Raw genomic sequence first — 13,088 nt, 5'->3', positions numbered from 1 at the left:
ATAGAAAAACATGTTCAGCATGAAAGAAAGCAGGGAAACAGAAACTACAGGTACGATTATATATGGAAAGGAGACTATTTATGAAATATAAATGGTTATATATAGGTCTCATTTTTTCAATTATGATGGCACTTGTTCCAGTTTCAACATTTGCTTATACGAATACATCACATAGCTGGGGAATCCCACGTCCTAAAAATGAAACGGTGCCAGATGCAGGGAAACTATATACAGAATTACTACAAAAAAATGGTGGGTTTTATTTAGGAGATACGAAGAAAAAAGATATTTATTTAACATTTGATAATGGATACGAAAATGGATATACAGGAAAGATTTTAGATGTATTAAAGGAGAAAAAAGTACCAGCAACTTTCTTTGTGACGGGACATTATATAAAAACACAAAAAGATTTATTATTAAGAATGAAAAATGAAGGACATATTATTGGTAATCATTCTTGGAGTCATCCAGATTTTACAACAGTAAATGATGCAAAACTTCGTGAAGAATTAACGAGCGTAACGGAAGAGATTAAAAAAGTAACAGGGCAAAAAGAAGTGAAATATGTACGCCCTCCGCGAGGTGTATTTAGCGAAAGAACGTTAGCTCTTACGAAAGAAATGGGATATCATAACGTGTTTTGGTCGCTTGCGTTTCTTGATTGGAAAGTAGATCAGCAAAGAGGATGGCAATACGCTCATAATAATGTAATGACTATGATTCATCCAGGATCTGTTTTGTTACTTCATGCAATATCAAAAGATAATGCAGAAGCACTTGCGAAAATCATTGATGATTTGCGCGAGAAAGGGTATCATTTTAAAAGCCTAGATGATTTAGTAAAAAGCAATCAACCGTAAGCATGTATGCTTGCGGTTTTCTCATGCTATAATGATGTGTAAAAAGGATGGGGAAACGTATGTGGAGCGAACATGTTACGTTAGAATATCCGTACCATTTTGAGGAAGTACTAAAGCGTTTATCTTTCGACCCGTTAAACGTCATTCAATTAGACGAGAAAGTAATTTATGTCCCGCTTTTTATAGACGAAGAACAGATTGTTGTTCGTTTGCAAGGGATTGGTACTGTTCAAAATCCACAGTTTTGGATCTCTAGTCAGGCAGGAGATCAAGAGAAAGTAATGAAACGAATGAGGTCCATTTTTCACTGGAATGAACCGTTTCAAAATATACAAAATCATTTTTTAAACACATCATTACGTCCACTATTTGAAACATATGCTTATACTCCAATTATTTTAGAATTCGATTATTTCGCTTGTCTTCTTCGCTGTATTATTCATCAACAAATAAATTTGAAATTTGCTACTGTGCTAACAGATCAATTTGTAAAACGATATGGGACAGAGAAGAACGGCGTTTTCTTTTTCCCAACACCAGAAAGAGTAGCGAACATTTCAATAGAAGAATTGAGAGAGCAGAAGTTTAGTCAGCGAAAAGCCGAATATATAGTAGGATTAGCAAAACATGTTGTAGGCGGTACATTAGATTTAGCAAGGATAGAAAACGAAACAGAAGAAGAAGTATCAGCACAATTGTTACCAATAAGGGGTATTGGAGCATGGACAGTGCAAAACTTTTTAATGTTTGGGCTTGGTCGGAAAAATATGTTTCCAAAAGCAGACATTGGAATTCAGCGCGCAGTACAAGGTGTATTTCAATTAGATAATAAGCCTGATGATGCATTTTTAGAAAAAGTGAAACAAGAGTGTGAACCATATTGCAGTTATGCAGCGTTATATTTATGGAAAAGTATAGAGTAGAGGTGTAATAATGATACAAGAGCAACAAGAGAGTAAGTTGGAAGTTGGTCAAACGTTTCCTGTGACAATTAAACGTCTTGGGATTAACGGAGAAGGCGTTGGTTATTTTAAGAGACAAGTTGTTTTCATTCCAGGGGCATTACCAGGAGAAGAAGTTGTTGCTGAAGCAACGAAAATTCAGCGTGGCTTCGCTGAAGCGAAAGTGAAAAAAGTTCGTAAATCATCACCACATCGTGTGAAAGCACCATGTTCAGTATATGAGGAGTGTGGTGGCTGTCAATTGCAGCATCTAGATTATAAAGAACAATTAAATCAAAAGCGTGATATCGTTGTACAAGCATTCGAGAAGTATATGAATGACAGTCTAGAAGAGAAAATTCGCCCGACGCTTGGTATGGAAAATCCATGGCATTATCGTAATAAAAGTCAATTGCAAGTGGGGCGTAAAGACGAAAAGGTTATTACAGGGTTATATAAGCAAAACTCACATCAGTTAATTGATATTTCTCATTGCATGATTCAACATAAAGCAACGAATGAAGCGACAAAAGTTGTAAGACGTATATTAGAAAAATTAAATGTTTCTATTTACAATGAGAAAAAACAAAAAGGTTTAGTACGCACAATTGTGACACGTACTGCAGTTCAAACAGGGGAAGTGCAAGTCACACTTATTACAACAAAAGAAGAATTACCAAATAAAGATCAATTTATCGCAGAAGTACAAAAACAAATGCCAAGTGTTAAATCAATTATGCAAAACGTAAACTGGCGTAAAACATCTGTTATTTTCGGTGATAAAACATTTAAATTAGCTGGAAAAGAAGTAATTCAAGAAACACTAGGTGATTTATCATTTGAATTATCAGCACGCGCATTCTTCCAATTAAATCCAGAACAAACGGTTGTTTTATACGATGAAGCGAAAAAAGCAGCTGCTTTAACAGGAAACGAGAAGATTGTGGATGCGTATTGCGGTGTCGGTACGATTGGACTTTGGCTTGCGAATGATGCAGCGGAAGTACGTGGTATGGATGTAATTCCAGAAGCGATTGAAGATGCAAAGAAAAATGCAAAACGCCACGGATTCACAAATGCAAAGTATGAAGCTGGTAAAGCGGAACAATGGTTACCAAAATGGGTGAAAGAAGGCTGGAGTCCAGATGTCATTGTTGTCGATCCACCGCGTACAGGTTGCGATGATAAATTACTTGAAACGATTTTAAAAGTGAAACCGAAACAAGTTGTTTACGTGTCTTGTAATCCATCCTCATTAGCACGTGATGTGCAAACATTAATGAAGAGTTATGAAGTGGAGTATGTGCAACCAGTTGATATGTTCCCACATACAGCTCATGTAGAAAATGTAGTGAAACTTGTTAGAAAGTAACATTCAATAAGGATATGTCCCTCACAAAGCAGGAGCTATGTGAGGGTATATTTTATTTAGCGAATGGAAGTAAGGAGAATACGATGAACAATTATAAATTGACGATTCAATATGACGGTGCGCGTTATAAAGGGTGGCAACGTCTTGGGAATAATGACAATACGATTCAAGGGAAAATCGAAAGTATAATATCTGAAATGGTCGGAAAAGAAACTGAAATTATCGGCTGTAGTAGAACGGATGCTGGTGTACACGCTTTGAACCAAGTAGCTAACTTTCAAAGTGATGAGAAGTTAGTAGAACATAAAGTGAAAAAGTATTTAAATCAATATTTACCAAATGATATTAGTATTACGAGTGTAGAAGAAGTACCAGATCGTTTCCATGCTCGTTACAATTCTAAAGCAAAAACATATCTTTATAAAATTTGGAATGAAGAGCATACGAACCCATTTATGCGTAAATACAGCATGCACGTGAATAAACAATTAAATGTGAAAAGCATGAAAGAAGCTGCGAAACATTTAATTGGTTCACATGACTTCACTGCTTTTTCAAATGCAAAGTCTAAGAAAAAATCTATGGTTCGAGAAGTGTATACACTTGATGTTTCAGAAGAATCAGGATTTGTACAAATTAGAGTAAGTGGTAACGGATTCCTTCATAACATGGTGCGGAAAATTGTTGGAGCATTAATTGAAGTTGGATTAGGACAATTAGAGGCGGACGCAATTCCAAACATTTTAGAGGAAAAACAACGTAATCAAATTAATTGTCTTGCTGAGGCGAGTGGATTGTACTTGGAGAAGATTGAGTTTTAGAAAAGATATGAATAAGAAAAAAGCACTCATTTGAGTGCTTCTTCTTTTATGCTGATGCAGTAGTCTTATCTTTTCGGAAAATCCCCATTAATCCGCCGATTAATAATAAAACACCTGGTAATAAGTAAACAATAGAAATACAAATAAATCCACCAATGGCAGCGATAGTCATCATAATGCCACCTACTTTAGCTTTGCTCTTAACCATAACACATCCAACAATCCCCAATATTGAAAGAGCTACAGCAGCCCAGCCTAATCCAATAATTTGATTAGCTCCGTCAGCTTCAACTGCTGCTCCTATGCCTCCGATAAATAAAGCAATGAATGCACATAAAATCCCGAATATACCACCAATTAATCCTAATACAAATTCTGCTGTTCTTTTCATAGTAACCGCCTTTTAGAAAATATTTATTAGCTTTTTCATCCAACTCACAATTTGTTAGTTCAACAAAATGAACTACATGTTATTAACATAAGTGAAGTTTATATAAACAATCTTCAAAGATGTTGAAATGTCAGATTTAGAACTTACATGATAACAAATATAATGAAAACAAAATGTCGAAATTTGTCGATTTTACTAAAGTACATTTTTTCAGTATATAACTAATTTTGAGTTAAATTTCAAATCATTGAGATAAAGAGAGTAGAATGAAAAAACACGAGAGCGGTAACCGTCTCGTGTTTTTTATGATAATTAACTTTGTTCGTTTAAGAAGATTTTTCTCTTTTCATACGTAGCTTCAAATTCCAAAAAGCAGCAAGCATAATAGCTGCAAAGGAGCCGCTAATTGTGGCTAATAGCTTTGCATAAGGAAAGCTGCTCATATCAATGAATAGCATTATACATAGAATGGTAGGGAAAAGACCTAAGTAGTGTAATAACTTCAACTTCTTATCATTACTCATATACATTGCCCCTCTCTAGCATATTATACGTTTATTATGACATATTTTACCAGTTTCTTTACACTTGGAGAAAGATTCATTTCATATGTGTAAGTGCAATTTTTTAATTCGATATTGTAAGTTTTGTCTACTCAATCCTAAAAATTTTGCGGCTTGTGAGATATTACCTTTATTTTCTTTAAGAATTTGATGGATATATTTCTTTTCCATTTCTTCGATTATACGTTTTAAATTTTGTGGCGTATCAGTATTGTGACTAGTTAGTGGAGTCTGCATATTGAGTTCCTTTTTTGCTAGTTCGCGAAAGTGCGTTGGCATATGGAACGCTGTAATGATATCTTCATCTTCTATTAAGTTCATGGATCCTTCAATTATATGTTCTAGTTCTCTCACATTACCAGGCCAATCGTATTTATAGAAGAAGTTATTTACGTTTAAATCTACATCTTTTACGCTAAGATCAAATTGGATATTGTATTTTTCAATAAAGTGTTGAACAAGATATGCAATATCTTCTTTTCGTTCCCGTAAAGGTGGAAGACATAAAGTAACAACGCTTAATCGGTAATATAAGTCTTGCCTTAATCGATTGTACGCTATGGCTTCAAGAGGGTCTTCATTAATAGTTGCTATAATACGAACATCAATTTCTTTTTCTTGCGCGCCCCCAATTCTTCGTATTGTTTTTTCTTGTATAGCACGCAATAATTTAGCTTGAAGTGCTGGGCTTAATGAGTTGATTTCATCTAATAATAAAGTTCCCCCATTTGCCTCTTCAAATAAACCAGGTTTATCTATTGCTCCTGTAAAAGCACCTCGATTCGTACCAAATAGTAGGCTTTCCATTAAGGTTTCTGGTATGGCGGCACAGTTTTGCGAAATAAATGTCTTTGTTGAACGCTGGCTTTCATTATGGATGCTTTGCGCAAATAGCTCTTTACCAGTCCCTGTTTCTCCGACAATAAGTATGGAGGAGGATGTACGTATTACTCTCTTTGCTTCTGCAATGACCGATTGAATAGCTCTAGAATCACCAATTATGTGATCAAAGGTAAACTTAGTATTTTGTTTTCGAGAAAGGTTCGTTTTCATTGTTTGCTTTAAATGACCAATCTCTTTTGAAATTTCAATAGCGCCTTTAATTTTTCCATTTTCTATTATAGGAAAAGTATCGTTAATCGTCGTAATTTCTTGTCCTTTATTGTTAAAATAAGTTTGTTTTATATTTTTGTTTGTTTTTCCAAGTTTTAACGCCTCTATAAGAGTACTATTTTTATTTTCTTCGAATGCAAATACTTCTAAAGGATTTTTATCTAGCACATCTAAGCGGTCCATTGATTCAATTTCCATCATTTTGCGGTTATAGATAATCGTTTTACTTTCCTCATTAATAATATGAATCCCGATATCGAGTTCATTGAGTAAAGTTTCATATAGCATATTCATTTCAATAATCTTTTTAAAATTGATTTCTTCTGTATGCATGCATTATCTTCTCCTCGTTATACCCTAATGAAGACTGACTTTTTATAATTTTATTAAAATTCTTATAAAATCGCAAAATTTTTTTGCTATTTTCTGCTTAAAACTTTTCAAATGATAGAAAAATTTTGCGGTTATGCCGTTTTTTTTTGTGCGAAATCCTAATTTTACATAGATATTGAGGTTGGTACGTATCTTGCATGAATAGTAGTTGAAATCTCTAAATTTAAAGAGTAGGGGGATTATGAATCTTTATAGGTTATGCAACGTTTCAGTGCCAATTAATAAAAGGGGGAGTTTATAAAGTGAAGACGGTTATAGAAGGCGTGTATAGTCCTTGTTACGGGAAAGTAGAGAAATTATTTGTTACTGAAAGTTCTTACGTATATGAGTGGGAAAAATTAGCGTTAATTGAAACGATAGATAAACAGAAAGTAGAAATTAAAGTGGGAATCAGTGGTTATATTGAATCATTAGAAGTGGTAGAAGGACAAGCTATCGCTGATCAAAAATTATTAATAACAGTGAGGGATGACCTTTTAATAACAGGTAGTGATTAATAGTAGTAATATGTATTTTGCACTTTTTAATAATTATTTTTACTATGAAGGGTTTTAAAAACGCTTACATTAAAAGGGTTTACTAAGTGAAAAGGGGGGATTTATATGATGGATCAAAACCAGGGATTAAAAAGGGAATTGAAAAGTCGGCACATATTTATGATTGCACTCGGAGGGGTTATTGGTACTGGGCTTTTTTTAGGATCCAGTTATACAATTCATGAAGCTGGACCTGGAGGAGCGATTGTAGCGTATCTTGTCGGTGGATTTGTTATGTATTTAACGATGCTCTGTCTTGGGGAGTTAGCAGTCGCGATGCCGGATGCAGGATCGTATCAAACATATGCTACAAAACATATTTCACCTGCAGCGGGTTATGTAGTGGGATGGATGTCGTGGCTAAACTGGACGGCTACGATAGGCATTGAACTAATTGCAGTTAGTATTTTGATGAAACGATGGTTTCCTGATGTACCGTCATGGATTTGGTGTGTAGTGTTCGCAGTGTTGCTCTTTGCTATTAATGCATTATCTTCAAGAAGTTTTGCGGAAGTTGAATTCTGGTTTGCAAGTATTAAAGTAATTACAATCATTGCATTTATTATTTTGGGCGGGGCAGCAATGTTTGGTTTTCTAGATATGAAAGGAAATGAACCAGCGCCGATGTTTTCTAGCTTTACTGATTATGGTGGATTGTTCCCAAATGGATTATCAGCCATTTTAATTACGATGATTGCAGTTAATTTTTCCTTCCAAGGAACAGAACTAGTTGGTATTGCAGCTGGTGAGAGTGAAAATCCAGAGAAAACTATCCCGAAGGCAATTAATAATACAGTTTGGCGCATACTTATTTTCTTTGTACTATCTATTTTTATTCTTGCGGGACTATTTCCTTGGCAGCAAGCAGGAGTTATAGAAAGTCCATTCGTAGTTGTATTTGATAAAATTGGTATTCCTTATGCGGCTGATATTATAAATTTCGTTATTATTACAGCGGTACTATCAGTTGCGAATTCAGGATTATATGCAACTTCCCGTATGCTATGGTCTATGTCTAATCAAGGAATGATTAGCCCGATTTTTGGTAAGTTATCTAAAAACGGTGTTCCTATTTATGCATTGATTGTAAGTACGTTTGTAGGGTGTCTCTCATTACTATCAGGTATTTATGCGGAAGATACAGTTTATTTATGGCTTCTTTCTATTGCTGGGTTTGGAGCGATATTAGTTTGGGCATCTATTGCTTTATCTAACCTATTAGCTAGAAGGAAATACGTGAAGCAAGGGGGAGATATTAAGGATTTGAAATTTAAAACACCACTGTATCCATTTGTTCCAATTCTTGCTTTAGTATTAAATTTAACAGTAATTGTAGCTATGGCTTTTATTCCAGAACAAAGAATGGCATTATATTGTGGTATTCCATTTATGATCGTTTGTTTACTGTTTTACCGTGCTACAAGAAGTAAGAAAAGTAAAATAGAACATATCGAAAAGATGAATACAACAGAATTAGAAAGTTTATAGTTGAAATTTAATTTATAATAACAAGGAATTTAGAGACTGTAGAATTGTAAACAGTCTCTTTTTTTGTAAAAATAAAGCTGGAAACATACTACGTATGCAAAGGGGAATTAGCAATGAATCAAGAAGTTTCACAGCTATTAAAACAGATTGATTTACGAAAAGACGAGCTACTAGAACTTACAAAAGCTTTAATTCGCTTTGAAACACCAGCACCACCAGCAAGAAATACAAATGAGGCGCAAGAATTTGTGGCAGAGTTTCTAAAAAAACGAAATTTTAGTATTGATAAGTGGGATGTATATCCGAATGATCCGAATGTTGTTGGAGTGAAAAAAGGGATAGCAAGTGAGTCACATAAAAGTCTCATTATTAATGGACATATAGATGTTGCAGAAGTATCAAAGGACGAGCCGTGGGAAACAAATCCATTTGAGCCGTTTATAAAAGATGGTTGGTTAGTTGGGAGAGGCGCGGCAGATATGAAAGGTGGACTAGCTGGAGCCTTATTTGCTATTCAGCTTTTAGAAGAAGTGGGAATTGAATTACCTGGAGATTTAATTTTTCAATCGGTAATTGGCGAAGAAGTAGGAGAAGCAGGGACACTTCAATGTTGTAAGCGTGGTTATGATGCTGATTTTGCAGTAGTAGTTGATACAAGTAATTTACATATGCAAGGGCAGGGAGGCGTAATTACTGGATGGATTACAGTGAAAAGCCCGCAAACGTTTCATGATGCAACACGTAGACAAATGATTCATGCTGGAGGCCGTTTGTTTGGCGCAAGTGCGATTGAGAAAATGATGAAGATTGTCCAAAGCTTACAAGAATTAGAGCGTCATTGGGCAGTCATGAAAACATATGAAGGCTATCCATCTGGAACAACAACAATTAATCCAGCTGTTATTGAAGGAGGACGTCATGCGGCATTTATTGCGGATGAGTGCCGATTGTGGATAACCGTACATTTTTATCCAAATGAAACGCATGAACAAATAATAGAAGAAATAGAAGAGTATTTAGGAAAAGTGGCAGCAGCAGATCCATGGTTAAGCGAGAACCCACCACAATTTAAGTGGGGCGGAGAATCAATGATTGTGGATCGTGGCGAAATTTTTCCTTCTTTAGAAGTAGATAGCGAACATGTTGCTGTAAAAACGCTAAGTTCAGTACATGAATCTATTTTATCTAAAAATGCAATTTTAAATATGTCAGCAACGGTAACTGATGGCGGATGGTTTAGTGAGTTTAACATTCCAGCTGTTATTTACGGACCAGGTACATTAGAAGAAGCTCATTCAATAAATGAGAAAGTTGAAGTTGAGCAGTTAATTGAATTTACAAAAGTAATAACAGCGTTCATATATGAATGGTGTCATACAAAAAAATAGATTAGTATGTTGAAATTGTACAGGTATGTACTTGTACGCTTTTTTAGTGAACTATTTCAGAGTTGAACATAAACAACTGAAATAGTTCTTTATTTTTCTATGTTTTTCGTTTTATTTCAATTAATTTCTCTTTAGCTAATTCAACGGCAATCGCATCATCTAAATAGCCGATTGGAAAAAGATAATCGGGGATAATGTCTGTTGATAAAATGAAATATAGTAAGGCACCCCCAATAATTGCACGCTCTTCGGTTGAAATGGTTTCTGTACAAAATTGTTGGTACATATTTGTTAATTGCTCAATGAAAGGACCAGCACTATCAATTTGTTCTATTTTACTTTTGAAACTCTCGTGAATACGTTTTTCGCCTTCTGTAGTTTGAGCATAGCGCTCGTAATTTTCAAGTTCTTGTTTCACACGAGTTGTTGTGTATTCGAAGTCGAATAGGTTAGAGGATTGTAATGTTTGCTGAATTGTATCGAGAGATGTGTACATATCTGCTTTTTCCTTATTTATGTGTGGAGAGTCAGGGTACATTTCATCAAGTAATAATTGCGGTGGAACTTGTAGACAGTTTGCGAATTTTTGTAAATGGTTTTGCTTCGGTTGTTGTTTGCCATTAATTATTCTTGAAATTGTTGCAGGATCAATATTTGTAAGTGTTCCTAGTTGGCGCATAGATAGAGCGCGCTCCTTTAACAGTTTCTTTATTAATTTACCGAGCCGCTCATTTGGATTTTCATTGGGCATAATGTAGGCACTCCTTTTCTATTGTCTATCGTTGAAAAAATGTTGAGCATTTATTACAAGTATATGAAACAGACAGGCACAGTTGCTCAACATTTTCATAATATGCAATGAAAAGTGAGAAAAGGGGTGACTGCATGATGAGTACGGCAGGTTTATTTTCAATTTTTTTAATCGGGATTGCGTCTAATTTAGATAATGCAGGTGTTGGGATTGCATATGGCATTCGTAAAATTCGAATTTCGTGGCTTAACAATTTTATCATCGCATTTTTTGGATTTTTATTTACTTTACTAGCTGGATTTTTTGGGAATTGGATCGCATTATTTATTTCAGAGTTCACAGCAAACATTATTGGAGCAATCGTTTTAGGAATAATCGGGGTGTTTATTTTATGTCAGCCTTTCTTGAGTCAAAAAGATACCGTAGAATCTAAAGATAGTAGTGTACTTATGGGGGTTTTACGTGATCCAGAAAAAGCAGATTTTGATGGTTCTAAAACAATTAGTTTTTCTGAAGCAATTGTTTTAGGAGTTGCATTGTCCATAAACAATATTGCAGGTGGATTTGATGCTGGAGTAACAAATTTAAATCTTTGGCTTACGGCATGTATTTCTGGAGTTTTTAGTTTTATTTGTATTAGTGGTTTTACGTATGTTGGTAAAAGATTTTTAGCTGAATACTTAGGGAAATGGGCAACTATAATTGCAGGTGTGTTATTAATTCTTATTGGAATTGATCAATTGTTGTAAGAATGATAGGGAAAACAGTATTCGAGTATTTCCTTGGAAATACACTAAGAAATTGCATATATCGACGTGAAATCTTTTCACGGTAATGAAAGATTGTAAGTATTATACAAATCTTTGTGTGTAAAAAGGTTTAAAAAAGTAAAAGCACCTGCATAGGTGCTTTTTAGCGTATATCTTCAATTAGTTGTGCACATTCATCATCATGCATACTGTACTCACTTAAAACTTGAATACAAAGCCATTTCAGTTCTTCGATACTATGCTCAAGTTCTTCGGGAAGTACATGGTAAATGTCTTCAAGTCCCATTCCGAAATGAATAAGTTCTAGTACTTGATCATCGATGTTCCGATCCATTAATAGTTCAAGCACTTCTAAATTGAATATGTATCGGTGAGCTTCATCGAGTGAAACAACTTTTAGTTTCAAACTTTCTACAATACTCAATATGAAAAGAAGAATTGTTTTTTCGAGAACAGGTTGTTTCTCCATTTGAAATATGAGTTTCATCTTTTACACCTCCACATACAGCGCTAGGTTGTACTATATTATTCAGGAGGGGGGAGCAAATATGCATAATAAAGAGAACTTTTATTACTGTTTTTTGAAGTGTGTTGATGCCTAGTAGAACGGATTTTTGTGAAATAAAAAATCCTGCCAATATAGCAGGATAACTTCTAAATTAAAACATACTCCAACCTTCTTGGGCAGAAAGTAATTCAAGAATTTTAAAACCAGCGATACTATTTCCGTTTGCATCTAAAGCTGGTCCGAAAATACCGATTCCCATTTCGCCTTTTACGCAGCCGAAAATTCCGCCCGCTACACCACTTTTTGCAGGGATTCCAACACGAATTGCAAATTCACCAGATTCATTATACATCCCGCAAGTAACCATAAATGTTTTACAAATTTTCGTAATATGTTTAGGGATGATCTGTTTCTTTTTATAAGGATCATATCCATCCATTGCAAAGATTAAACCAATACGTGCTAGATCGATACAGTTAACCTCAATTGCACATTGACGCGTATATAAATCCATAAGTTCTTCAATATCGTTATCGATGATGCCATTTTGTTTCATATAGTAACAAAGTGAACGGTTTAAGTAAGCTGTTTCTAATTCAGAAGTGGCAACTTTAGAAGAATAACTAATAGTAGGATTGTCTGTTATATCACGCACAAATTGAAGAATGCGTTCCATCTTCTCCTCGTTATCATTACCAGCTAGCATACTTGTAATAGCTAATGCACCCGCATTAATCATTGGATTAAGAGGCTTGGAAGAACTTGTCGTTTCAAGCTTAATAATAGAATTAAATGGGTCACCAGTTGGTTCCATTCCAACTTTAGAAAATACATATTCTTCACCACGGTCTAAAAGGGCAAGGGCAAGTGTAATTACTTTAGAAATACTTTGAAGAGTAAATAGTGTTTGTGAGTTACCAGCATGGATATATGCTGTTTCTTTATGAAAAATAGCAATCCCTAGATCATCTGGATTTGCATTTCCTAGTTCGGGGATATAAGTAGCAAGTTTTCCTTTTTTCGTATATGGTTTTACTTGTTCTAACAACTGCTGTAAGTTGTTTGTTTCAATGCACTGCATAGTACCAACGCTCCTATTTCGAATTAACTAAGTTTACTTTTCCCGATATGCTCGGAAATAAATAATAACATGAAAAAGTGGAATGATAAAACGAAAGTTGAATGTTCTA

Annotated in this window: 14 protein-coding genes; 8 read left to right on the top strand and 6 right to left on the bottom strand. The window is 34.8% G+C overall.

What is annotated here, in order from left to right; genetic code table 11:
• Positions 1-80 precede the first annotated feature (80 nt).
• The 4 genes from pdaA (at position 81) to truA (ending at position 3,997) form a co-directional block, all read left to right on the top strand.
• Positions 81-863, top strand: a complete 783-nt coding sequence (pdaA, locus tag MR155_RS24555) for a delta-lactam-biosynthetic de-N-acetylase (protein ID WP_002091167.1) — start codon at positions 81-83, stop codon at positions 861-863.
• A 59-nt stretch (positions 864-922) separates the two neighbouring features.
• The gene (locus MR155_RS24550; RefSeq protein WP_242311320.1) at positions 923-1,786 is read left to right on the top strand and encodes a DNA-3-methyladenine glycosylase family protein; all 864 of its coding nucleotides are present in this window, start codon (positions 923-925) and stop codon (positions 1,784-1,786) included.
• A gap of 10 nt (positions 1,787-1,796) precedes the next feature.
• Complete coding sequence (rlmD, locus tag MR155_RS24545; RefSeq protein ID WP_016103455.1) at positions 1,797-3,176, top strand: 23S rRNA (uracil(1939)-C(5))-methyltransferase RlmD; 1,380 nt, start codon at positions 1,797-1,799, stop codon at positions 3,174-3,176.
• An 83-nt stretch (positions 3,177-3,259) separates the two neighbouring features.
• The gene (gene truA / locus MR155_RS24540; RefSeq protein WP_113937968.1) at positions 3,260-3,997 is read left to right on the top strand and encodes a tRNA pseudouridine(38-40) synthase TruA; all 738 of its coding nucleotides are present in this window, start codon (positions 3,260-3,262) and stop codon (positions 3,995-3,997) included.
• Between the two features lie 46 nt (positions 3,998-4,043).
• Here truA and MR155_RS24535 read toward each other — a convergent pair whose 3' ends face one another.
• The 3 genes from MR155_RS24535 to MR155_RS24525 form a co-directional block, all read right to left on the bottom strand.
• The gene (locus MR155_RS24535; protein WP_002091161.1) at positions 4,044-4,388 is read right to left on the bottom strand and encodes a DUF4064 domain-containing protein; all 345 of its coding nucleotides are present in this window, start codon (positions 4,386-4,388) and stop codon (positions 4,044-4,046) included.
• Between the two features lie 326 nt (positions 4,389-4,714).
• On the bottom strand, positions 4,715-4,912 hold the full coding sequence (locus MR155_RS24530) for a hypothetical protein (protein ID WP_242311319.1): 198 nt from the start codon (positions 4,910-4,912) through the stop codon (positions 4,715-4,717).
• 81 nt (positions 4,913-4,993) lie between these two features.
• Positions 4,994-6,397 carry a sigma-54 interaction domain-containing protein gene (locus tag MR155_RS24525; protein ID WP_242311318.1) on the bottom strand — a complete coding sequence of 468 codons (1,404 nt, stop codon included), beginning with the start codon at positions 6,395-6,397 and terminating at the stop codon, positions 4,994-4,996.
• Between the two features lie 302 nt (positions 6,398-6,699).
• Between MR155_RS24525 and MR155_RS24520 the strand changes: the two genes are divergently transcribed.
• The 3 genes from MR155_RS24520 (at position 6,700) to MR155_RS24510 (ending at position 9,869) form a co-directional block, all read left to right on the top strand.
• Positions 6,700-6,954: a biotin/lipoyl attachment domain-containing protein gene (locus MR155_RS24520; RefSeq protein WP_000859494.1), complete on the top strand. Its 255-nt coding sequence runs from the start codon at positions 6,700-6,702 to the stop codon at positions 6,952-6,954.
• 105 nt (positions 6,955-7,059) lie between these two features.
• Positions 7,060-8,481, top strand: a complete 1,422-nt coding sequence (locus tag MR155_RS24515; RefSeq protein WP_002166992.1) for an amino acid permease — start codon at positions 7,060-7,062, stop codon at positions 8,479-8,481.
• A gap of 113 nt (positions 8,482-8,594) precedes the next feature.
• Positions 8,595-9,869 carry an acetylornithine deacetylase gene (locus tag MR155_RS24510; RefSeq protein ID WP_242311317.1) on the top strand — a complete coding sequence of 425 codons (1,275 nt, stop codon included), beginning with the start codon at positions 8,595-8,597 and terminating at the stop codon, positions 9,867-9,869.
• Between the two features lie 97 nt (positions 9,870-9,966).
• On the opposite strand, the gene MR155_RS24505 is transcribed toward MR155_RS24510, so the two are convergent.
• Positions 9,967-10,620, bottom strand: a complete 654-nt coding sequence (locus tag MR155_RS24505; RefSeq protein ID WP_002091151.1) for a helix-turn-helix domain-containing protein — start codon at positions 10,618-10,620, stop codon at positions 9,967-9,969.
• Positions 10,621-10,757: 137 nt separating this feature from the next.
• Here MR155_RS24505 and ytaF point away from each other — a divergent pair, with 137 nt between their 5' ends.
• Positions 10,758-11,369 (top strand): sporulation membrane protein YtaF, encoded by a 612-nt coding sequence (gene ytaF, locus MR155_RS24500; RefSeq protein ID WP_002091150.1) that lies wholly within the window; start codon positions 10,758-10,760, stop codon positions 11,367-11,369.
• A gap of 163 nt (positions 11,370-11,532) precedes the next feature.
• Here the strand turns inward: ytaF and MR155_RS24495 are convergent, their stop codons facing one another.
• Positions 11,533-11,877 carry a DUF3969 family protein gene (locus MR155_RS24495; protein ID WP_002091149.1) on the bottom strand — a complete coding sequence of 115 codons (345 nt, stop codon included), beginning with the start codon at positions 11,875-11,877 and terminating at the stop codon, positions 11,533-11,535.
• 172 nt (positions 11,878-12,049) lie between these two features.
• On the bottom strand, positions 12,050-12,979 hold the full coding sequence (glsA, locus tag MR155_RS24490) for a glutaminase A (RefSeq protein ID WP_002010291.1): 930 nt from the start codon (positions 12,977-12,979) through the stop codon (positions 12,050-12,052).
• Positions 12,980-13,088 lie beyond the last annotated feature (109 nt).

The sequence above is a fragment of the Bacillus cereus group sp. BfR-BA-01331 genome, assembly GCF_022663915.1.
Classification (GTDB): Bacteria; Bacillota; Bacilli; order Bacillales; family Bacillaceae_G; genus Bacillus_A; species Bacillus_A mycoides.
The sequence above is the reverse complement of the archived record's forward strand: the minus strand, read 5'-3'. Positions and strand labels throughout refer to the sequence as shown.